Raw genomic sequence first — 22,511 nt, forward strand, 5'->3', positions numbered from 1 at the left:
CCCCGCGCCCACAAGGGAGCCTGGGGTACCCCAAATTTCCCGGGCCGACGCTCTGTCGTGCGGACCGGCCCACCCCGAACACGGACACCGCGCGTGAAAAGTTCCGCGCGACGCCACACCCGCATTCTTGCCGCCGTTACCGATTCGTGTCACTCGCCTGTGGACAACAGGCCGCGATATGTCGGGTCTTAAGGCCTTTCGTACGGCGCTCGGTGTGCCGTATTCGGGGCGGGTGGCCTGGTCAGACGGGGTCGACTTCCTTCAGCAGACCCGTCTTCACGTCGAAGACGAAGCCGCGGATGTCGTCGGTGTGCAGCAGGAACGGCGAGGTCCGCACGCGCTGCATCGACTGGCGCACGTCCTGTTCGACGTCCCGGAAGGCCTCCACCGCCCACGCGGGACGCTGGCCGACCTCCATCTCCAGGTCGTGCCGGAATTCCTCGGTGAGGGACTCCAGGCCGCAGCCGGTGTGGTGGATGAGGACCACGCTGCGCGTGCCGAGCGCGCGCTGGCTGATGGTGAGGGAGCGGATCACGTCGTCGGTGACGACGCCGCCCGCGTTGCGGATGGTGTGGCAGTCGCCGAGTTCCAGGCCGAGGGCCGCGTGCAGGTCGAGACGGGCGTCCATGCAGGCCACCACAGCGACGCCCAGGACGGGCCGGGCGTCCATGCCGGGATCGGTGAACGCGGCCGCGTACCGCTCGTTCGCCGCGACGAGACGGTCGGTGACGGTGCCGGCGGCTATGGCGCCCTCGGAGCCTGCGGGTACCGAAGCAGAAGCAGAAGTCGTCATGGCGACGACGTTACTGGTCACCCACGTTCCCGGCCCGCTGTGAGACGGGACAAAGAACGTCATTGAGCCTTGTTTGTGAGCTAACCCACAAGAGCGGCGGTGTCCCGCCGGGCGGGTGATTTCCCGCTGTTCTGCCGCGCCGGAGGATTTGCCCCCCGACGGGGCCCGCGACGCGCAGGCCGGTTGATTGACCGGGCGACAGGGTGGACTAAAGTGACGCGAAGCGGGAGGCGAGGCTCTCCCTGCTGGACTGAATTCCCCCGGAGACCCCGGCGCGACGTCCGGAGATCTCCCCACGTGCGCGGCGCGTACGTACGGCTCGGCCTCCCCCGCTCCCGGTCGGCTGACGCTTCCGGCGCCGGCCGGCCCCGCCTTCGACGAGCGGGCGGGGGCCCTGCGGTGCGGACGGCAGCCCCGTGCCGGATCTGAGAGGGCCCCTTGAGCCAGAGTCGACACGTCCCGGTGATGCTCCAGCGGTGCCTGGATCTGCTGGCGCCCGCCCTGGAGCGGCCGGGAGCGGTCGTCGTCGACTGCACTCTCGGCCTCGGCGGCCACAGCGAGGCCCTGCTGGACCGGTTCCCCGAGGCGCGGCTCGTCGCCCTCGACCGGGACAAGGAGGCGCTCAGGCTGTCCGCCGAGCGGCTCGCCCCGTACGGGGACCGCGCCACCTTGGTGCACGCCGTGTACGACGAACTCCCCGAGGTGCTCGACAGGCTCGGCGTCCCGCGCGTGCGGGGCGTCCTGTTCGACCTCGGCGTCTCCTCCATGCAGCTCGACGAGGCCGACCGCGGCTTCGCCTACGCGCAGGACGCGCCGCTCGACATGCGCATGGACCAGACGACCGGCGTCAGCGCCGCCGAGGTCCTCAACACCTACCCGCCGGGTGAACTCGTCCGCATCCTGCGCGCGTACGGCGAGGAGAAGCAGGCCAAGCGGATCGTGTCCGCCGTCGTGCGCGAGCGCGAGAAGGAGCCGTTCAGCACCAGCGCGCGGCTCGTCGAGCTGATCCGCGACGCGCTGCCGCAGGCCGCCAAGCGCACCGGCGGCAACCCCGCCAAGCGGACCTTCCAGGCGCTGCGCATCGAGGTCAACGGCGAACTGGCCGTCCTGGAGCGGGCGATCCCGGCCGCCGTGAAGTCCCTCGACGTCGGCGGGCGGATCGCCGTGCTGTCGTACCACTCGCTGGAGGACCGGCTGGTCAAGCAGGTGTTCGCGGCCGGCGCCGCCACCACCGCGCCGCCCGGACTGCCCGTCGTGCCCGAGCGCTACCAGCCCCGGCTCAAGCTCCTGACCCGCGGTGCCGAACTTCCCACCGAGGAAGAGGTCGCGGCGAACCGCCGGGCCGCGCCCGCCCGCCTGCGCGGGGCCGAGCGCGTCAGGGAGGACGTGGAGTGAGCCGGGTGCCGCACGGTCGGTTCGGACGACGGACCCGGGGGAGGGCGCGTGAGTAGGAAACCCCGACTCACCGGAAAGCCGCAGTCGAGCGCGAAGTGCCGGTCGGGCGCCGGGGCGCCGTCGGCCGGAAAACCCCTGCTCGGAAGGAAACCCGAGCTCAGGGGCAGGGCGGCCCGGCTCGCGCAGCTCTTCCCGACCGGGCAGGGCGGCGGCGGCCAGGCGGCCCGCACCCCGTTCGTGCTGCTCGTCGTCCTGCTGCTCGGCGGCGGCCTCATCGGACTGCTGGTGCTGAACTCCGCCCTGAGCGAGGGCTCCTTCCAGCTGGACGACCTGGAGCGCCAGACACAGGAACTCACCGACGAGGAGCAGGCCCTCCAGCGGGACGTGGACGCCTACTCCGCGCCGGACGCCCTTCAGCGCCGCGCCCGCGAGCTCGGCATGGTCCCCGGCGGCGACCCGGCCTTCCTCGGCCCCGACGGCAGGGTCAAGGGCGTCCCCGGCCCCGCCGCCGACACCCGGACGGCGAGCACCACGCCCCTCTTCCTGCCGCCCGAGGCGGCACCCACCGGGGAACCGGCCGCCGGACCGTCTCCCACGACCACGGCCACGACCCCGCCCGGCCAGGCACCTCGGGCCCAGGACCCCGCCCAGGCCGCCCCGGACCAGGACCCCGCCCCGGGCGCCGCCGCGCCGACTGCCTCCCCCGCACAGCCCGCCACGACCTCGACCCCCGGCAGGTGACGGAAAGTGTCCGACAGGGAACCGCCCCGCCGCCGCGTGCCCGGACCGGCAAGGCCTGCCCGCCCCGGCGCCGCCCGCCCGCGCGGAGCAGGCGCCCGCCCGGCCGCCCGCCGCCCGGCCCCGCCCCGCCCGGCGTCCCCGCGCGTCATCCGGCTCGGCAGCCCCCGCCCCCGGCTGCGCCTGGTCGGCGTCGCGCTCACCCTGGTGCTGATCGCCTTCACCGTGCGGCTGCTCCAGGTGCAGGCCGTCGACGCGAGCACCTACAGCGCCAAGGCCCAGCAGAACCGGTACGTCGTGCACACCCTGGCCGCCGAGCGCGGCGGCATCACCGACCGCAACGGCGTGGCACTGGCGGCCAGCGTGGACGCGTACGACATCACGGCCGACCCCACGATGTTCACGCGCAAGCAGCTGAAGGTCGGCGACGGACCCGAACAGGCGGCGGCCCTGCTGGCGCCGATCCTCGGCCTCGACCAGGCCGACCTGGCGAAGAAGCTGCGGCCCGCGAAGAAGGACCTGCGCTACGTCCGGCTCGCCCGCAGCCGCACCCCCCAGGTCTGGAACCAGATCAAGGACCTCAAGAGCGCGCTCGCGAAGAAGGCGGAGAAGGACAAGTCCGCCGTCAACGTCCTCGCGGGCGTCTTCGCCGACCCCAGCAGCAAGCGCGTGTACCCGAACGGCGACCTCGCCGCCGGGATACTGGGCTGGGTCAACAGCGAGGGCAAGGGCGGCGGCGGCATCGAGTCCCAGCTCGACAAGCAGCTCGCCGGCAAGGACGGCAAGGTCCGCTACGCCCAGTCCGGCGGCCGTCAGGTGCCCACAGCGGGCTCCAACGAGACGCCCGCCGTGCCCGGCAGCGACGTCGAGCTCACCATCGACCGCGACATCCAGTGGGCCGCGCAGAACGCCATCTCCGAGCAGGTGAAGAAGTCGAAGGCGGACCGCGGCTACGTGATCGTGCAGGACACGAAGACCGGCGAGATCCTCGCCATGGCCAACGCGCCGGGCTTCGACCCCAACGACCTGTCCACCGCGAGCCCCGAGGCACTCGGCAACGCGGCCCTCCAGGACGCCTACGAGCCCGGCTCCACCGCCAAGGTCATGTCGATGGCGGCCGTGCTGGAGGAGAACGCCGCGACGCCCATGACGCACGTCGTCGTGCCCAACCGGCTGCACCGGGGCGACCGGCTGTTCAAGGACGACGTCGACCACCCCACCTGGTACCTCACGCTCAACGGCGTCCTCGCCAAGTCCAGCAACATCGGCACGATCCTGGCCACCGGCCAGCTCGGCAAGACGCAGCGCGAGTCCAACGAGGTCCTCTACTCGTACCTGCGCCGGTTCGGCCTGGGCAGCCCCACCGGGCTGGGCTTCCCCGGCGAGACCCAGGGCATCCTCGCCCCGCCCGACAAGTGGTCCACCTCGCAGCAGTACACGATTCCTTTCGGCCAGGGCGTGTCCATCAACGCGATGCAGGCGGCGTCCGTCTACTCGACCATCGCCAACGGCGGCGTCCGCGTCGCCCCCACCCTGGTGCGCGGCACGAAGGGCGCCGACGGCCGCTTCACACCCGCCCCGGAACCCGAGAAGACGCGGGTCGTGAGCCCGAAGACGGCGAAGACGCTCGCCGAGATGCTGGAGTCCGTCGTGGACGACGAAGAGGGCACCGGCACCAAGGCCCGCATCCCCGGCTACCGCGTGGCGGGCAAGACCGGCACGGCCAACCGCGTGGATCCGGCCACCGGCAAGTACCGCGGCTACACCTCGTCGTTCGCCGGTTTCGCGCCCGCCGACAAGCCCCGCGTCACCGTCTACTGCGCCATCCAGAACGCCACGAGGGGCAACTACTTCGGCGGCCAGATCTGCGGACCGGTCTACAAGCAGGTCATGGAGTTCGCCCTCAAGACCCTCCAGGTCCCGCCGACCGGCGCCAAGCCGGCCCGGCTCCCCGTCACCTACCAGCCCTGATCAGCCCGCACCCCCGACCGGTCGCCACCGGTCGGCACGGAACCACCCAGGAACACCTCGTGACAACGATCACCCCCGACCCCGGGAACCAGAGCGGCCCCGGCCCCTCGCTTCGCTCCAGGGCGGGTACGCCCGGTACGCTCACCGCCGTGCCACACGCTGATCAGTCCCAAACCACCCAGAAGGGCCACCCCGTGACATATCCGGGACCGCCCCGGCCGGAGCGGGTCACCGCCACACCCCTCGCGGAACTCGCCGGTCAGCTGGGTGCCGAGCAGCCGGAGACCGACCGCGCGGTCGAGATCTCGGGCATCACCCACGACTCGCGCGCCGTCCGCCCCGGCGACCTGTACGCGGCCCTGCCCGGCGCCCGGATGCACGGCGCCGACTTCGTCACCCAGGCCGCGGGCCTCGGCGCGGCGGCCGTGCTCACCGACCCGACGGGCGCCGAGCGCGCCGCCGCCACCGGCCTGCCGGTGCTGGTCGTGGCCGACCCGCGGGCCCGGATGGGCGAGCTGGCGGCCACCATCTACGGCCGGCCCGGCGGCGACCTGCTCCAGATCGGCATCACGGGCACCTCCGGCAAGACCACCACCGCCTACCTCGTCGAGGGCGGTCTGCGCACGGCGCACTCGACCGGACTGATCGGCACGGTCGAGATGCGCATCGGCGACGAGCGCATCAAGTCCGAGCGCACCACGCCCGAGGCGACCGACCTCCAGGCCCTGTTCGCCGTCATGCGCGAGCGCGGCGTCGAGGCCGTCGCCATGGAGGTCTCCAGCCACGCGCTCGTGCTCGGCCGGGTCGACGGCTGCGTCTTCGACGTCGCCGTCTTCACCAACCTCAGCCCGGAACACATGGAGTTCCACTCCGACATGGAGGACTACTTCCGGGCCAAGGCACAGCTGTTCACGCCGCAGCGCAGCAGGCTCGGCGTGGTCAACGTCGACGACGAGTACGGCCGCAGGCTCGCCAAGGAGGCCACGGTCCCGGTCGTCACCTACTCCGCCGAGGGCCACCCGGACGCCGACTGGCGCGCCGACGACGTCCACGTCGGCCCGCTGGACTCGACGTTCACCGTGATCGGCCCCAACGGCGAGCGGATCACCGCCAAGTCGCCGCTCGCCGGCCCGTTCAACGTGGCGAACACCCTCGCCGCGATCACCGCCCTCGCCGCCGCAGGCCTCGACCCGCAGGCCGCCGCCGACGGCGTGGCCGCCGTACCGGGCGTGCCCGGCCGGCTGGAGCGCGTGGACGCCGGACAGCCCTACCTCGCGGTCGTCGACTACGCGCACAAGACCGACGCCGTCGAATCGGTGCTGCGCGCCCTGCGCAAGGTCACCGAGGGCCGCATCCACATCGTGCTCGGCTGCGGCGGCGACCGGGACACCACCAAGCGCGAGCCGATGGGCGCCTCGGCGGCCCGGCTCGCCGACACCGCCGTACTGACGTCGGACAACCCCCGCTCCGAGGACCCCCTCGCCATCCTCGCGACCATGCTCCAGGGCGCGGCGTCCGTGCCCGCGCACGAGCGCGGCGAGGTCCAGGTCTTCGAGGACCGGGCCGCCGCCATCGCCGCCGCCGTCGCCCGCGCCGAGCCGGGCGACACCGTGCTGGTCGCCGGCAAGGGCCACGAGCAGGGCCAGGACATCGCCGGAGTGGTCCGTCCCTTCGACGACCGCCAGGTGCTTCGCGAAGCCATCCAGAAGACCCAGGGATGAGATCCCGAATGATCCAGGGGATGAACTTGTGATCGCCCTCTCTCTCGCCGAGATCGCAGAAGTCGTCGGCGGGCAGACGCACGACATACCGGACCTCTCCGCGCAGGTCACCGGGCCGGTCGTCCGGGACTCCCGCGAGGTGGTGCCCGGCAGCCTCTTCGTCGCCTTCGTCGGCGAGCGCGTGGACGGCCACGACTTCGCGGAAGCGGTCGTGGCGGCCGGAGCGGCCGCCGTGCTGGCGTCCCGCCCCGTCGGCGTCCCCGCGATCGTCGTGCCGGACGTCCAGGCAGCCCTCGGCGCCCTCGCCCGCCACGTCGTGAACCGGCTCGGCGCCACCCTCGTCGCCCTCACCGGCTCCGCGGGCAAGACCAGCACCAAGGACCTCATCGCCCAGGTGCTGCGGCGCAAGGCACCCACGGTGTTCACGCCGGGCTCCCTCAACAACGAGATCGGGCTGCCGCTCACCGCGCTCAGCGCCACCGAGGAAACCCGTTTCCTGGTCCTGGAGATGGGCGCCCGCGGCATCGGCCACATCCGCTACCTCGCGGGCCTGACGCCCCCGAAGGTCGGCCTCGTCCTCAACGTCGGCTCCGCCCACATCGGCGAGTTCGGCGGCCGCGAGCAGATCGCGCAGGCCAAGGGCGAACTCGTCGAGTCCCTCCCCACGGCCGACGAGGGCGGCACGGCGATCCTCAACGCGGACGACCCCTTCGTACGGGCCATGGCGTCCCGAACGAAGGCGAAGGTGCTCCTTTTCGGAGAGTCCGACGAAGCGGACGTTCGCGCTGAGAACGTGCGACTCACGGACAGCGGGCAGCCCTCCTTCAGGCTTCACACACCCTCCGGTGCAAGCGATGTGACCATGCGCCTGTACGGTGAGCACCACGTGTCGAACGCGCTCGCCGCGGCCGCCGTCGCCCACGAGCTGGGCATGTCCGCAGACGAGATCGCCGTCGCGCTCTCCGAGGCGGGCTCCCTCTCCCGCTGGCGGATGGAGGTCACCGAGCGTCCGGACGGCGTGACGGTCGTCAACGACGCCTACAACGCGAACCCCGAGTCCATGCGGGCCGCCCTGCGCGCGCTCGCGGCCATCGGCAAGGGGCGCCGCACGTGGGCGGTGCTCGGCAAGATGGCCGAGCTCGGGGACGAGGCGCTCGCCGAGCACGACGCGGTCGGGCGGCTCGCCGTCCGGCTCAACGTCAGCAAGCTCGTCGCGGTCGGGGGCAGGGAAGCGTCCTGGCTGCAACTGGGCGCATATAACGAGGGTTCGTGGGGTGAGGAGTCGGTGCACGTGTCCGACGCACAGGCGGCGGTCGACCTGTTGCGCAGCGAGCTGCGCCCGGGAGACGTCGTGCTCGTGAAGGCGTCCCGATCGGTCGGCCTGGAGAGCGTCGCCGAGGCGCTGCTCGGGGCCGGTGCCGAGGGTGAGGTTGCCGCCCGATGATGAAGCAGATCCTGTTCGCAGGAGTCATTGGTCTGTTCCTCACCCTGGTCGGCACCCCGCTGCTGATCAAGCTGCTGGCCCGCAAGGGCTACGGCCAGTACATCCGGGACGACGGTCCGCGCGAGCACCACAGCAAGCGCGGTACGCCGACCATGGGCGGCATCGCCTTCATCTTCGCGACGATCGCCGCGTACTTCCTCAGCAAGGTCATCACCGGCTACCAGCCGACCTTCTCCGGCCTGTTGGTGCTCGGCCTGATGGCCGGCATGGGCCTGGTCGGCTTCCTCGACGACTACATCAAGATCGTCAAGCGGCGTTCGCTGGGCCTGCGGGCCAAGGCGAAGATGGCCGGCCAGCTCATCGTCGGCATCGCCTTCGCGGTGCTCTCCCTGCAGTTCGCGGACAACCGCGGCAACACCCCGGCCTCCACCAAGCTGTCGTTCATCACCGACTTCGGCTGGACCATCGGCCCGGTGCTGTTCGTGGTCTGGGCGCTGTTCATGATCCTCGCGATGTCGAACGGCGTGAACCTCACCGACGGCCTCGACGGCCTGGCCACCGGCGCCTCCGTCCTCGTCTTCGGCGCCTACACCTTCATCGGCGTCTGGCAGTTCCAGGAGTCCTGCGCCAACGCGGGCACGCTGACCAACCCGGGCGCCTGCTACGAGGTCCGCGACCCGCTCGACCTCGCCGTGGTCTCGTCCGCGCTGATGGGTGCCTGCCTCGGCTTCCTGTGGTGGAACACCTCACCGGCCAAGATCTTCATGGGCGACACCGGTTCGCTCGCGCTCGGCGGCGTGCTCGCGGGCCTCGCGATCTGCTCCCGCACCGAGCTGCTGCTCGCCATCCTCGGCGGCCTGTTCGTCCTGATCACCATGTCCGTGGTGATCCAGGTCGGCTCCTTCCGCCTGACCGGCAAGCGCGTCTTCCGGATGGCGCCACTCCAGCACCACTTCGAACTCAAGGGCTGGTCCGAAGTCCTTGTGGTGGTCCGCTTCTGGATCATCCAGGGCATCTGCGTGATCGTCGGACTGGGCCTCTTCTACGCGGGATGGGCAGCGGACAAGTGACCGACTGGCAGGGGAAGAACGTCACCGTCGCCGGGCTCGGCGTCTCCGGCGTCCCGGCGGCCAAGGTGCTGCACGGGCTCGGCGCGAAGGTCACCGTCGTCAACGACGGCGACGACGACCGGGCCCGCGCCCAGGCCGCCGAACTTCAGGCGCTCGGCGTCACCGTGCGCCTCGGCGACGGCGCGACCCTGCCCGACGGCACCGACCTGATCGTCACCGCGCCGGGCTGGAAGCCCGACAAGCCGCTGTTCGCCGCCGCCGAGCGGGCCGGCGTCCCCGTCTGGGGCGACGTCGAACTCGCCTGGCGGCTGCGCGGCCCGGACGCCGCGCCCTGGCTCGCGGTCACCGGCACCAACGGCAAGACCACCACCGTGCAGATGCTCGCCGCCATCCTCGAGGCGGCGGGCCTGCGCACGGCCGCCGTCGGCAACATCGGCGTCTCCCTCCTCGACGCGGTGCTCGGCGACGAGAAGTACGACGTCCTGGCCGTGGAACTGTCCAGCTACCAGCTGCACTGGGCGCCGTCGCTGCGCGCCCACTCCGCGGCCGTGCTGAACCTCGCCCCCGACCACCTCGACTGGCACGGCTCCATGGAGGCGTACGCCGCCGACAAGGGCCGTATCTACGAGGGCAACCGGGTGGCCTGCGTCTACAACGTGGCCGACAAGGCCACCGAGGACCTGGTCCGCGAGGCCGACGTAGAGGAGGGCTGCCGGGCCATCGGCTTCACCCTCGGCACGCCGGGCCCCTCCCAACTCGGCGTCGTGGACGGCATCCTGGTCGACCGCGCCTTCGTCGAGAACCGGCAGAAGAACGCCCAGGAACTCGCCGAGGTCTCCGACGTCAACCCGCCCGCCCCGCACAACGTCGCCAACGCGCTGGCGGCGGCGGCCCTCGCGCGCGCCTTCGGCGTCCCCGCCCAGGCCGTACGGGACGGACTGCGCGCCTTCCGGCCCGACGCCCACCGCATCGCGCACGTCGCCGACATCGCGGGCGTGGCCTACGTGGACGACTCCAAGGCCACCAACACCCATGCCGCCCAGGCCTCGTTGGCGGCGTACGAGTCGATCGTGTGGATCGCCGGCGGCCTCGCCAAGGGCGCCACCTTCGACGAGCTCGTCGCCCGCTCCGCGGAGCGCCTGCGGGGCGCCGTGCTGATCGGCCAGGACCGTGCGCTGATCCGCGAAGCCCTCGCGCGACACGCCCCGGAAGTACCCGTGGTCGACCTCGAACGGACCGACACTGGGGCGATGCTCCAGGCCGTCCGGGAGGCGCAGCGGCTCGCCCGCCCCGGCGACACGGTGCTGCTGGCCCCGGCCTGCGCCTCGATGGACATGTTCGTCAACTACAACAAGCGCGGTGACGCGTTCGCGGAGGCCGTTCGCGAACTCGGCGCCTGACCCGGCCGCCTGAGCCGGGCGACCTCGGGAGGGACGCGTGGGACGGTCCAGGCCGACGGACAGCGGAGGCTGCGATGCCCGGTAGCCGTACCCGGCGTCCGCCCGTGCAGCGGGCCGTCAAGCGGCCCGTCGTCGGCGGACCGCTCCGCGACAACCCCGTACTCCGGCTCCAGCGCCGCGCCCGCCGGGCCTGGGACCGGCCGCTGACCGCGTACTACCTGATCCTCGGCGGCAGCCTGCTGATCACCGTGCTCGGGCTGGTGATGGTCTACTCGGCCTCCCAGATCACCGCGCTCCAGATGTCGCTGCCCGGCTGGTACTTCTTCCGCAAGCAGCTCATCGCGGCGGTCCTCGGCGGCGGTCTGATGTTCCTCGCCTCCCGGATGCCGGTGAAGCTGCACCGCGCGCTGGCCTACCCGATCCTCGCCGGCGCCGTGTTCCTGATGGCCCTGGTGCAGGTGCCGGGGATAGGGGTGTCGGTCAACGGCAACCAGAACTGGATCGCGCTCGGCGGCTCCTTCCAGGTCCAGCCCAGCGAGTTCGGCAAGCTCGCGCTCGTGCTGTGGGGCGCCGACCTGCTGGCACGCAAGCAGGACAAGAAGCTGCTGACGCAGTGGAAGCACATGCTGGTGCCGCTCGTGCCCGTCGCCTTCATGCTGCTCGGACTGATCATGCTCGGCGGCGACATGGGCACCGCGATCATCCTGACGGCGATCCTGTTCGGCCTGCTGTGGCTGGCGGGCGCCCCCACCCGCCTCTTCGCGGGCGTCCTGGCGGTCGCCGGGCTGCTCGGCGCGATCCTGATCAAGACCAGCGAGAACCGGATGGCGCGGCTCGCCTGCCTCGGCGCCACCGACCCCGGCCCGGGCGACGCCTGCTGGCAGGCCGTGCACGGGATCTACGCCCTCGCCTCCGGCGGCCTGTTCGGATCCGGGCTCGGCGCGAGCGTGGAAAAATGGGGCCAACTCCCGGAAGCGCACACCGACTTCATCTTCGCCATCACCGGTGAGGAACTGGGCCTGGCAGGGACGCTGTCGGTGCTCGCACTCTTCGCGGCTCTAGGCTATGCGGGTATCCGCGTGGCCGGACGCACGGAGGACCCCTTCGTGAGGTACGCCGCGGGAGGCGTGACCACCTGGATCACGGCCCAGGCCGTGATCAACATCGGTGCGGTGCTCGGCCTGCTGCCGATCGCCGGAGTCCCGCTCCCGCTGTTCTCCTACGGGGGTTCCGCCCTGCTGCCGACCCTGTTCGCCATCGGGCTGCTCATCGCGTTCGCGCGCGACGAGCCCGCTGCGCGGGCGGCGCTTGCGATGCGGCAACCCCGCTTTGGTAGAAAGCGGGGGGCTGGGGGCCCGGCGGCCAGTCGGAGTCCCCGGAGTTGGAACACGATGCGACGGCGTGCCTCGGCGGCACGCTCGTCCGGAGAGCGGTGAATTTCGGTGCATGTCGTACTCGCCGGCGGAGGAACCGCGGGCCACATCGAGCCCGCGCTCGCCCTCGCGGACGCCCTGCGCAGGCAGGACCCGACCGTGGGCATCACGGCCCTGGGCACGGAGCGCGGTCTGGAGACCCGGCTCGTGCCCGAGCGGGGCTACGAGCTGGCGTTGATCCCGGCCGTACCGCTGCCGCGCAAGCCCACCCCCGAGCTGATCACCGTCCCGGGCCGGCTGCGCGGCACGATCAAGGCGACCGAGCAGATCCTGGAGCGCACCAAGGCCGACTGCGTCGTCGGCTTCGGCGGCTACGTCGCCCTGCCCGGCTACCTCGCGGCCAAGCGGCTCGGCGTTCCGATCGTCATCCACGAGGCCAACGCCCGTCCCGGCCTGGCCAACAAGATCGGCTCGCGCTACGCCTCGCAGGTCGCCGTCGCCACCCCGGACAGCAAGCTGCGCAACTCGCGCTACATCGGCATCCCGCTGCGCCACTCCATCGCCACCCTCGACCGGGCCGCGGCCCGTCCCGAGGCCCGCGCGATGTTCGGCCTCGACCCCAACCTGCCGACGCTGCTGGTCTCCGGCGGCTCGCAGGGCGCCCGCCGCCTCAACGAGGTCGTCCAGCAGGTCGCGCCCTACCTCCAGCAGGCCGGCATCCAGATCCTGCACGCGGTCGGCCCGAAGAACGAACTGCCGCAGGTGCACCAGATGCCGGGGATGCCCCCGTACATCCCGGTAAGTTACCTGGACCGGATGGACCTCGCGTACGCCGCCGCCGACATGATGCTCTGCCGCGCGGGCGCGATGACCGTCGCCGAACTCTCCGCCGTCGGGCTCCCGGCCGCCTACGTCCCGCTGCCCATCGGCAACGGCGAACAGCGGCTGAACGCCCAGCCGGTGGTGAAGGCCGGCGGCGGCCTGCTGGTGGACGACGCGGAACTCACCCCGCAGTGGGTGCAGCAGAACGTGCTGCCCGTGCTCGCCGACCCGCACCGGTTGTACGAGATGTCCCGCGCCGCCGCCGAGTTCGGCCGCCGGGACGCCGACGACTTGCTCGTCGGCATGGTGTACGAGGCGATCGCCGCGCATCGTGCACATCGCTAGACACATGTGAGGGAAGGCAGGGACGGGCGTGGCCGGAACGACGACCGCCGAGCGCGGTGAACGCCAGCAGGAGTCGTCCGGTCCGCCCGTCGTGCGGCACCTCGGACCGCGCCGCCTCCGGATCGTCGCCGTCGCGGCCCTCGCCCTGGTCCTGCTGACCGCGGGGGCCGTGTGGCTGCTCTACGGGTCGAACTGGCTGCGCGTCGAGCGCGTGACCGTCTCCGGTACGCGCGTGCTGACGCAGACTCAGGTCCGTGAGGCGGCCGACGTGCCCGTGGGGGCGCCGCTCGTGTCCGTCGACACCGACGGCATCGAGGCGCGGCTGCGGGAGAAACTGCCGCGGATCGACACGGTGGACGTGGTGCGTTCGTGGCCGCACGGAATCGGACTGAAAGTGACCGAGCGCAAGCCGGTGCTCCTTGTCCAAAAGTCCGGAAAGTACGTGGAAGTCGACGACGACGGTGTCCGTTTCGCCACGGTTACCCGGGCTCCGAAAGGCGTTCCACTGCTCGAATTGAGCCTCGCCCGGTCCGGTTCGGCCGCGGCGAGCCTGCGCCGCTTCGACGAGGCGAGGCTGGTGCGCGAGGCGGTGCGGGTCGCCGGTGACCTCCCGGGCGCGGTCGCCCGGGACACCCGGAGCGTCAAGGTCCGCTCCTACGACGACATCTCGCTCGAGCTGGCCGACGGGCGCACCGTCGCGTGGGGGAGCAGCGAGAAGGGCGGGGCGAAGTCTCGCACGCTCACGGCGCTGATGAAAGCGACCCCGGACGCCGGGCACTTCGATGTCAGCGTTCCCACCGCCCCTGCGTCATCGGGGAGTTGACGCACATCCGCGCAGGCCAGCACCCTGGTTGGGCGTCGCCGTGCCTGATCACATAGGGTGAAAAGAAAAACGGGAGGTTCGGCGTGTTCGTTGAACGGGCGCCACTTGTCGACTTAGTGTCCTGTTCAGAAGAGTCCAGCAAACAGGCACACTGGTAACCCTAAACTTCAGCGTTAGGGTTCGGGTCGGCGAAACGGACCGTCCCATTCGGCATCAGTCGTCGGATCGCGGAGCGCAAGCCGCGTTACGGTGATTCGACGACACGTAACTCGAGGCGAGAGGCCTTCGACGTGGCAGCACCGCAGAACTACCTCGCAGTCATCAAAGTCATCGGTGTCGGCGGCGGTGGTGTCAATGCCATCAACCGGATGATCGAGGTCGGTCTCAAGGGCGTCGAGTTCATCGCCATCAACACCGACGCGCAAGCTCTGTTGATGAGCGACGCCGACGTCAAGCTCGACGTCGGCCGTGAACTCACCCGCGGACTCGGCGCCGGAGCCAACCCGGCCGTCGGCCGCAAGGCCGCCGAGGACCACCGCGAGGAGATCGAGGAGGTCCTCAAGGGGGCCGACATGGTCTTCGTGACAGCCGGTGAAGGCGGCGGCACCGGCACCGGCGGCGCGCCCGTCGTGGCCAACATCGCCCGCTCGCTCGGCGCCCTCACCATCGGCGTGGTCACGCGCCCGTTCACCTTCGAGGGACGGCGCCGCGCGAACCAGGCCGAGGACGGCATCGCCGAGCTCCGTGAAGAGGTCGACACCCTCATCGTCATCCCGAACGACCGGCTGCTGTCCATCTCGGACCGCCAGGTCTCGGTGCTCGACGCGTTCAAGTCGGCCGACCAGGTCCTGCTCTCCGGTGTGCAGGGCATCACCGACCTCATCACCACGCCCGGCCTGATCAACCTCGACTTCGCCGACGTCAAGTCGGTCATGTCCGAGGCCGGTTCGGCTCTCATGGGCATCGGCTCGGCCCGCGGCGACGACCGCGCGGTGGCCGCGGCCGAGATGGCGATCTCCTCCCCGCTGCTCGAGGCGTCCATCGACGGCGCCCGGGGCGTCCTGCTCTCCATCTCCGGCGGCAGCGACCTCGGCCTGTTCGAGATCAACGAGGCCGCCCAGCTCGTGAGCGAGGCCGCCCACCCCGAGGCCAACATCATCTTCGGCGCGGTCATCGACGACGCCCTCGGCGACGAGGTGCGGGTCACCGTGATCGCGGCCGGCTTCGACGGCGGCCAGCCGCCCAACAAGCGGGACAACGTCCTCGGCTCGTCCTCGGCCAAGCGCGAGGAGCCCGCTCCGGTGCGGCAGCAGCAGGAGAGCCGCCCGTCCTTCGGCTCGCTCGGCAGCGTCACGCCGAAGGAGGACGCGGAGCCCAAGCCGGAGCCGGTCAACGAGATCCCGGTCGCCCCGCCGGTCCCGCCGGCGCCGCGCACCTACTCGGACAGCGCGGCCGAGGAACTGGACGTGCCGGACTTCCTCAAGTGATAGGACAGCGCGACACCGCGAACGGCGCGCACTTCGCCTTCACCGACAGGTGGGGCGGGGTGAGCGCCGTTCCGTACGAGGAGCTCAATCTCGGCGGCGCGGTCGGCGACGACCCCGACGCCGTGCGCACCAACCGCGAACTCGCCGCCAAGTCCCTCGGGATCGACCCGGCCCGCGTGGTCTGGATGAACCAGGTGCACGGCAACGACGTCGCCGTGGTCGAGGAGCCGTGGGGCGCGCGCCCCGTGCCCGAGGTCGACGCGATCGTCACCGCGCGCCGCGGCCTCGCCCTCGCCGTCCTCACCGCGGACTGCGTGCCCGTGCTGCTCGCCGACCCCGTCGCCGGTGTCGTCGCCGCGGCCCACGCGGGCCGGCCCGGCCTGGTCGCCGGGGTCGTCCCCGCCGCCGTACGGGCGATGACCGGGCTCGGCGCCGAGCCCTCCCGCATCGTCGCCCGCACCGGGCCCGCCGTGTGCGGCCGGTGCTACGAGGTGCCGGAGGACATGAGGGCCGACGTCGCCGCCCTCGAACCGGCGGCGCACGCCGTGACCACGTGGGGCACACCGGCGGTCGACGTGAGCGCCGGAGTGCACGCGCAGCTCGAGCGGCTCGGGGTGCGCGACCGGGAGCAGTCGCCGGTGTGCACGCTCGAATCGGGCGACCACTTCTCGTACCGCCGCGACCGCACCACCGGGCGGCTCGCCGGCTATGTCTGGCTGGACTGATGGGGCATGACGGACCGTAGGGACGAACTCGCCGGAAACCTGGCGAAAGTGGAAGAGCGCATCGCCGCCGCGTGCGTGGCTGCCGGCCGCAAGCGGGAGGAGGTGACCCTGATCGTGGTCACCAAGACCTACCCGGCGAGCGATGTGCGGATCCTGTCGGAACTCGGTGTGCGCCACGTCGCCGAGAACCGGGACCAGGACGCGGCGCCCAAGGCCGCCGAGTGTTCGGATCTGCCCCTCTCGTGGCACTTCGTCGGTCAGTTGCAGACCAACAAGGTGCGATCCGTGGTCGGTTATGCCGACGTCGTGCAGTCGGTCGATCGTTCCAGGCTTGTCACAACTCTGTCCAAGGAGGCGGCGCGGGCCGGGCGCGAGGTGGGCTGCCTCCTTCAGGTCGCGCTCGACGCCGGGGAGAGCGCGCGCGGGGAGCGCGGTGGCGTGGCCCCGGCGGGAATCGAAGAGTTGGCCGACATGGTCGCCCGTTCGCCGGGGCTGCGGCTCGACGGTCTGATGACCGTCGCTCCGCTGACCGGCGAGTACGCGGGGCGCCAACAGGAGGCGTTCGAGCGGTTGATGGATTTGTCGACCCACCTGCGCCGAGCCTATCCGGCTGCCAACATGGTCTCGGCAGGGATGAGTGCGGATCTCGAGCAGGCCGTGGCGGCCGGGGCGACACATGTGCGCGTCGGCACTGCGGTACTCGGAGTCCGCCCCAGGCTCGGGTAACGTCGCCAAGAAGTCGGACCACAGCAGAAAATATGGTCATTACCGCCGAAAGGCGGTCAAAACGACCTCGTGGATCGCGGGCACTTGGCAGTCGTCAGCCGATCCACCACAGAGCGGAGGACTCAGAGCATGGCCGGCGCGATGCGCAAGATGGCGGTCTACCTCGGCCTCGTGGAGGACGATGGGTACGACGGCCGGGGATTCGATCCCGACGACGACTTCGAACCCGAACTCGATCCCGAGCCCGAGCGGGACCACCGGCGGCACGAGCCGTCGCACCAGTCGCACGGTGCACACCAGTCCCAAAGGGACGAATCGGTGCGAGTGGTGCAGCCTCCGGCGCCGCGCGAGCCGGTGGCGCAGTCCGCTTCGCTACCCGCGGAATCCAGCCGCCCGGCGCGGATCGCGCCCGTGGCGTCCATCACACAAGAACGTCAGTCCCTGGAGAAGAACGCACCGGTGATCATGCCCAAGGTCGTGTCCGAACGAGAGCCTTACCGGATCACCACGTTGCACCCCAGGACCTACAACGAGGCCCGTACCATCGGGGAACACTTCCGTGAGGGCACCCCGGTGATCATGAATCTGACTGAGATGGATGACACAGACGCCAAGCGACTTGTCGACTTTGCGGCCGGTTTGGTGTTTGGTCTTCACGGCAGCATCGAGCGGGTGACGCAGAAGGTGTTCCTGTTGTCGCCTGCTAACGTCGATGTCACGGCGGAGGACAAGGCCCGCATCGCAGAGGGCGGGTTCTTCAACCAGAGCTGAGACGCACGACCGGTAGAAGTACTTTGGAAGTACGCAGGCAGGGGAGAGGGAAGCACGAGTCATGAGCGTGGTCTTGGATGTCGTCTACATCGCGCTGATGTGCTTCCTCATCGTGCTGATCTTCCGGTTGGTCATGGACTACGTCTTCCAGTTCGCCCGCTCGTGGCAACCCGGCAAGGCGATGGTGGTCGTTCTGGAGGCCACCTACACTGTCACTGATCCACCGCTCAAGCTTCTGCGGCGGGTCATCCCGCCGTTGCGTCTCGGGGGCGTGGCGCTCGACCTGTCCTTCTTCGTACTGATGATCATCGTCTACATCCTGATCTCGATCGTGAGCCGGCTGTGAGCGATGTGACCTACCGTCTTGCCGAATGCCGACGACTACGTTGAGGTGAAGAGATGCCGTTGACCCCCGAGGACGTGCGGAACAAGCAGTTCACGACCGTCCGCCTCCGAGAAGGCTATGACGAGGACGAGGTCGATGCCTTCCTCGACGAGGTCGAAGCCGAACTGACGCGACTGCTCCGCGAGAACGAGGACCTGCGCGCCAAACTCGCCGCCGCTACGCGCGCTGCTGCCCAGAATCAGCAGAACATGCGCAAGGGTCCGCCCGAGCAGGACCAGCAGCAGCAGGGCATGCGAGGTCCCGGCGCTCCGGTGCCCGCCGGCATATCGGGCCCGCCGCAGCAGCAGATGGGTGGCCCCATGGGTGGCCCGCCCCAGCTGCCGAGCGGTGCCCCGCAGCTGCCCGCCGGCCCCGGCGGTCAGGGTGGTCCGCAGGGTCCCGGCCCCATGGGCCAGGGTCCGATGGGCCAGGGCCCGATGCAGGGCCAGATGGGCCCCGGTGGCCCGATGGGCGGCCCCATGGGCGGTCCCGGCATGCCCGGTCAGGGTGGCCCCGGTGGCGACAGCGCCGCGCGCGTCCTGTCGCTGGCCCAGCAGACCGCCGACCAGGCGATCGCCGAGGCCCGTTCCGAGGCCAACAAGATCGTGGGCGAGGCGCGTTCGCGTGCCGAGGGCCTCGAGCGTGACGCCCGTGCCAAGGCCGACGCCCTGGAGCGGGACGCGCAGGAGAAGCACCGCGTCGCGATGGGCTCCCTGGAGTCCGCCCGCGCCACGCTGGAGCGCAAGGTCGAGGACCTGCGCGGCTTCGAGCGCGAGTACCGCACGCGGCTGAAGTCCTACCTGGAGTCGCAGCTGCGCCAGCTGGAGACGCAGGCGGACGACTCGCTCGCCCCGCCGCGCCAGCCCGCGACCGCGTCCCTCCCGCCGTCCCCGGCGCCCTCCATGGCCCCGGCCGGCGCGAGCGCCCCGTCGTACGGCGGCGGCAACCAGACGATGGGCGGCAACCCCGGCCCGTCCGGCGGTCCGTCCTACGGCGGTCAGCAGCAGATGTCGCCGGCCATGACCCAGCCGATGGCGCCGGTCCGCCCGCAGGGCCCGGCTCCGATGGGACAGGCTCCCTCCCCGATGCGCGGGTTCCTCATCGACGAGGACGACAACTGACGGGTTGTAGTACGCCGTAGGCGTCGGCAGCGTTCAGGGCGGGGCCCCGGATCTTTTGGTCCGGGGCCCCGCCTTTGTGCTACGCGCGTTCGGGGCTTTTGCCGTGGTTGTTCGAGATGTGGGGCATCTGTCCGGCGTACGCAACGCCGAAGGCCCGGGCCCACCAAGATTCTTGGCGGGCCCGGGCCTTCGCGCCGGGCGTTACGCCTTGCGCAGGCGGAACGTCAGGGACAGACCCTCGTCGGCGAACGGCTCGCCGAACGTGTCGTCCGCCTCGCCCTCGGCGTAGTCCGTGGCGAGGACCTCGTCGGAGATCAGCGACGCGTGCTCGGTCAGCGCGGCGGTCGTGGCCGGGTCCTTCGCCGTCCAGCGCAGCGCGATGCGGTCGGCGACGTCGAGGCCGCTGTTCTTGCGGGCCTCCTGGATCAGGCGGATCGCGTCACGGGCCAGGCCGGCGCGGCGCAGCTCCTCGGTGATCTCCAGGTCGAGCGCGACCGTGGCTCCCGCGTCGGAGGCCACCGACCAGCCCTCGCGCGGGGTCTCGGTGATGATCACCTCGTCCGGGGCGAGGGTGACGGTCTCGCCGTCGACCTCCACCGACGCCGTGCCCTCGCGCAGGGCGAGGGACAGCGCGGCCGCGTCGGCGTTGGCGATGGCCTTGGCGACGTCCTGGACGCGCTTGCCGAACCGCTTGCCGAGCGCGCGGAAGTTGGCCTTCGCCGTGGTGTCGACCAGGGAGCCGCCCACCTCGGAGAGGGACGCCAGGGACTCGACGTTCAGCTCCTCCGTGATCTGCGTGTGCAGTTCGCGGTCGAGGGCGGCGAAGCCCGTGGCGGCGATCAGCGCGCGCCTCAGCGGCTGACGGGTCTTGACGCCCGACTCCGCGCGCGTGGCCCGGCCGAGCTCCACGAGGCGGCGCACCAGCACCATCTGCTTCGACAGCTCCGGGTCGATGGCGGACAGGTCCGCCTCCGGCCACGCCGACAGGTGCACCGACTCCGGGGCGTCCGGGCTGACCGGCACGACCAGGTCCTGCCACACCCGCTCGGTGATGAACGGGGTGATCGGCGCCATCAGCTTCGTGACTGTCTCCAGCACCTCGTGCAGGGTGCGCAGCGCGGCCTTGTCGCCCTGCCAGAAGCGGCGCCGGGAGCGGCGCACGTACCAGTTGGAGAGGTCGTCGACGAACGCGGACAGCAGCTTGCCGGCCCGCTGGGTGTCGTACGCCTCCAGGGACGTGGTCACCTGGTCGGTGAGCGCGTGCAGTTCGGACAGCAGCCAGCGGTCCAGCAGCGGGCGGTCGGCGGGCGCGGGGTCGGCCCCGCTCGGCGCCCAGCCCGTCGTACGGGCGTACAGGGCCTGGAAGGCGACCGTGTTCCAGTACGTCAGGAGCGTCTTGCGGACGACCTCCTGGATGGTGCCGTGGCCGACGCGGCGGGCCGCCCACGGGGAGCCGCCGGCCGCCATGAACCAGCGGACGGCGTCGGCGCCGTGCTGGTCCATCAGCGGGATGGGCTGCAGGATGTTGCCGAGGTGCTTGGACATCTTGCGGCCGTCCTCAGCGAGGATGTGGCCGAGGCACACGACGTTCTCGTAGGACGACTTGTCGAAGACCAGGGTGCCGACCGCCATCAGCGTGTAGAACCAGCCGCGGGTCTGGTCGATGGCCTCGGAGATGAACTGCGCCGGGTAGCGGGACTCGAACAGTTCCTTGTTCTTGTACGGGTAGCCCCACTGCGCGAACGGCATCGAACCCGAGTCGTACCAGGCGTCGATGACCTCCGGCACGCGCGTGGCCGTCTTCCCGCAGCCGCCCTCGGGGCAGGTGAAGGTCACGTCGTCGATGAACGGGCGGTGCGGGTCGAGGCCGGACTGGTCCGTGCCGGTCAGTTCGCCCAGCTCGGTGAGCGAGCCGACGCAGGTGAGGTGGTCGTCCTCGCATCGCCAGATGGGCAGCGGGGTGCCCCAGTAGCGGTTGCGGGACAGCGCCCAGTCGATGTTGTTGTTCAGCCAGTCGCCGAACCGGCCGTGCTTGACGGTGTCCGGGAACCAGTTGGTCTTCTCGTTCTCCTGGAGGAGGCGGTCCTTGGCGGCCGTGGTGCGGATGTACCAGGACGGCTGCGCGTAGTACAGCAGCGCGGTGTGGCAGCGCCAGCAGTGCGGGTAGCTGTGCTCGTACGGGAGGTGCTTGAACAGCAGGCCGCGGGCGTCGAGGTCGGCGGTGAGCTTCTCGTCGGCCTTCTTGAAGAAGACGCCGCCGACGAGCGGGACGTCCTCCTCGAAGGTGCCGTCGGGGCGGACCGGGTTCACGACCGGCAGGCCGTAGGCGCGGCAGACCTTGAGGTCGTCCTCACCGAAGGCGGGGGACTGGTGGACCAGACCCGTGCCGTCCTCGGTCGTGACGTAGTCCGCGTTCACCACGTAGTGGGCGGGCTCGGTGAACTCGACCAGCTCGAACGGGCGCCGGTACGTCCAGCGCTCCATCTCGGCGCCCGTGAAGCGCTGCCCGGTGGCCTCCCAGCCCTCGCCGAGCGCCTTCTCGACCAGCGGCTCGGCGACGACGAGCTTCTCCGTGCCCTCGGGGTTCGTCGCGACGACGTAGGTGACGTCGGGGTGCGCGGCGACCGCGGTGTTGGAGACCAGCGTCCAGGGCGTGGTCGTCCACACCAGGAGCGAGGCCTCGCCGGCGAGGGGGCCGGAGGTGAGCGGGAAGCGGACGTAGACGGACGGGTCGACGACCGTCTCGTAGCCCTGCGCCAGCTCGTGGTCCGACAGGCCCGTGCCGCAGCGGGGGCACCAAGGGGCGACGCGGTGGTCCTGGACCAGCAGGCCCTTCTTGAAGATCTCCTTCAGCGACCACCAGACCGACTCGATGTACTCGGGCTCCATGGTCACGTACGCGTCGTCGAGGTCGACCCAGTAGCCCATGCGGGTCGTCAGCTCGGCGAAGGCGTCCGTGTGGCGGAGCACGGACGCGCGGCACTTGGCGTTGAACTCGGCGATGCCGTACGCCTCGATGTCCTTCTTGCCGGAGAAGCCCAGCTCCTTCTCGACCGCGAGCTCGACCGGGAGGCCGTGGCAGTCCCAGCCGGCCTTGCGGCCCACGTGGTAGCCGCGCATGGTGCGGAAGCGGGGGAAGACGTCCTTGAAGACGCGGGCCTCGATGTGGTGGGCGCCAGGCATGCCGTTGGCGGTGGGCGGGCCCTCGTAGAACACCCACTCGGGGCGGCCCTCGGACTGCTCCAGGCTCTTGGCAAAGATCTTCTGCTCGCGCCAGAAGTCGAGCACCGCGTGCTCGAGGGCGGGCAGGTCGACCTGGGCGGGCACCTGGCGGTACTGCGTCATCGATCTTCCTCCGGCGGACGTACTGCCTTCCGTCGGAGGGACGAGAGCCTTGTCTG

The 22,511-nt window shown here is 71.0% G+C and carries 18 protein-coding genes; 16 read left to right on the top strand and 2 right to left on the bottom strand.

Annotated elements, in window-relative coordinates; translation table 11 throughout:
- Window positions 1-241: 241 nt before the first annotated feature.
- Complete coding sequence (locus ACZ7D7_RS11755) at window positions 242-793, bottom strand: beta-class carbonic anhydrase (RefSeq protein WP_470823893.1); 552 nt, start codon at window positions 791-793, stop codon at window positions 242-244.
- Window positions 794-1,231: 438 nt separating this feature from the next.
- Between ACZ7D7_RS11755 and rsmH the strand changes: the two genes are divergently transcribed.
- The 16 genes from rsmH to ACZ7D7_RS11835 all read left to right on the top strand — a co-directional run bounded on the left by rsmH (window position 1,232) and on the right by ACZ7D7_RS11835 (window position 19,110).
- Window positions 1,232-2,188: a 16S rRNA (cytosine(1402)-N(4))-methyltransferase RsmH gene (gene rsmH / locus ACZ7D7_RS11760; RefSeq protein WP_470823895.1), complete on the top strand. Its 957-nt coding sequence runs from the start codon at window positions 1,232-1,234 to the stop codon at window positions 2,186-2,188.
- A 135-nt stretch (window positions 2,189-2,323) separates the two neighbouring features.
- Complete coding sequence (gene ftsL / locus ACZ7D7_RS11765; RefSeq protein ID WP_470824249.1) at window positions 2,324-2,929, top strand: cell division protein FtsL; 606 nt, start codon at window positions 2,324-2,326, stop codon at window positions 2,927-2,929.
- Window positions 2,930-2,935: 6 nt separating this feature from the next.
- Window positions 2,936-4,897: a peptidoglycan D,D-transpeptidase FtsI family protein gene (locus ACZ7D7_RS11770; protein WP_470823896.1), complete on the top strand. Its 1,962-nt coding sequence runs from the start codon at window positions 2,936-2,938 to the stop codon at window positions 4,895-4,897.
- A gap of 194 nt (window positions 4,898-5,091) precedes the next feature.
- Entirely contained in the window at window positions 5,092-6,618 is a 1,527-nt protein-coding gene (locus ACZ7D7_RS11775; protein ID WP_470823897.1) for a UDP-N-acetylmuramoyl-L-alanyl-D-glutamate--2,6-diaminopimelate ligase, read from the top strand.
- Window positions 6,619-6,646: 28 nt separating this feature from the next.
- Entirely contained in the window at window positions 6,647-8,062 is a 1,416-nt protein-coding gene (locus ACZ7D7_RS11780; RefSeq protein ID WP_470823898.1) for a UDP-N-acetylmuramoyl-tripeptide--D-alanyl-D-alanine ligase, read from the top strand.
- On the top strand, window positions 8,062-9,132 hold the full coding sequence (gene mraY / locus ACZ7D7_RS11785; RefSeq protein ID WP_470824250.1) for a phospho-N-acetylmuramoyl-pentapeptide-transferase: 1,071 nt from the start codon (window positions 8,062-8,064) through the stop codon (window positions 9,130-9,132). Before ACZ7D7_RS11780 ends, mraY begins: the two co-directional genes overlap by 1 nt.
- On the top strand, window positions 9,114-10,532 hold the full coding sequence (murD, locus tag ACZ7D7_RS11790; protein WP_470823900.1) for a UDP-N-acetylmuramoyl-L-alanine--D-glutamate ligase: 1,419 nt from the start codon (window positions 9,114-9,116) through the stop codon (window positions 10,530-10,532). Before mraY ends, murD begins: the two co-directional genes overlap by 19 nt.
- Before the next feature lie 74 nt (window positions 10,533-10,606).
- A complete protein-coding gene (ftsW, locus tag ACZ7D7_RS11795; protein ID WP_470823901.1) occupies window positions 10,607-11,968 on the top strand; it encodes a putative lipid II flippase FtsW in 1,362 nt (453 codons plus the stop codon).
- Between the two features lie 6 nt (window positions 11,969-11,974).
- Window positions 11,975-13,072, top strand: a complete 1,098-nt coding sequence (gene murG / locus ACZ7D7_RS11800; protein WP_470823903.1) for an undecaprenyldiphospho-muramoylpentapeptide beta-N-acetylglucosaminyltransferase — start codon at window positions 11,975-11,977, stop codon at window positions 13,070-13,072.
- A gap of 28 nt (window positions 13,073-13,100) precedes the next feature.
- Window positions 13,101-13,895, top strand: a complete 795-nt coding sequence (locus ACZ7D7_RS11805) for a cell division protein FtsQ/DivIB (RefSeq protein WP_470823905.1) — start codon at window positions 13,101-13,103, stop codon at window positions 13,893-13,895.
- A 290-nt stretch (window positions 13,896-14,185) separates the two neighbouring features.
- Complete coding sequence (gene ftsZ, locus ACZ7D7_RS11810; RefSeq protein WP_470823906.1) at window positions 14,186-15,382, top strand: cell division protein FtsZ; 1,197 nt, start codon at window positions 14,186-14,188, stop codon at window positions 15,380-15,382.
- Entirely contained in the window at window positions 15,379-16,107 is a 729-nt protein-coding gene (gene pgeF / locus ACZ7D7_RS11815) for a peptidoglycan editing factor PgeF (protein ID WP_470823907.1), read from the top strand. Before ftsZ ends, pgeF begins: the two co-directional genes overlap by 4 nt.
- 6 nt (window positions 16,108-16,113) lie before the next feature.
- Window positions 16,114-16,833: a YggS family pyridoxal phosphate-dependent enzyme gene (locus ACZ7D7_RS11820; RefSeq protein WP_470823909.1), complete on the top strand. Its 720-nt coding sequence runs from the start codon at window positions 16,114-16,116 to the stop codon at window positions 16,831-16,833.
- Window positions 16,834-16,962: 129 nt separating this feature from the next.
- Window positions 16,963-17,604 carry a cell division protein SepF gene (locus ACZ7D7_RS11825; protein WP_470823910.1) on the top strand — a complete coding sequence of 214 codons (642 nt, stop codon included), beginning with the start codon at window positions 16,963-16,965 and terminating at the stop codon, window positions 17,602-17,604.
- Between the two features lie 61 nt (window positions 17,605-17,665).
- A complete protein-coding gene (locus ACZ7D7_RS11830; protein ID WP_030248691.1) occupies window positions 17,666-17,950 on the top strand; it encodes a YggT family protein in 285 nt (94 codons plus the stop codon).
- Between the two features lie 53 nt (window positions 17,951-18,003).
- The gene (locus ACZ7D7_RS11835; protein ID WP_470823912.1) at window positions 18,004-19,110 is read left to right on the top strand and encodes a DivIVA domain-containing protein; all 1,107 of its coding nucleotides are present in this window, start codon (window positions 18,004-18,006) and stop codon (window positions 19,108-19,110) included.
- A 201-nt stretch (window positions 19,111-19,311) separates the two neighbouring features.
- On the opposite strand, the gene ileS is transcribed toward ACZ7D7_RS11835, so the two are convergent.
- Window positions 19,312-22,455, bottom strand: a complete 3,144-nt coding sequence (ileS, locus tag ACZ7D7_RS11840; RefSeq protein WP_470823913.1) for an isoleucine--tRNA ligase — start codon at window positions 22,453-22,455, stop codon at window positions 19,312-19,314.
- Window positions 22,456-22,511: the final 56 nt, after the last annotated feature.

The sequence above is a fragment of the Streptomyces sp. NPDC037054 genome (assembly GCF_055606745.1).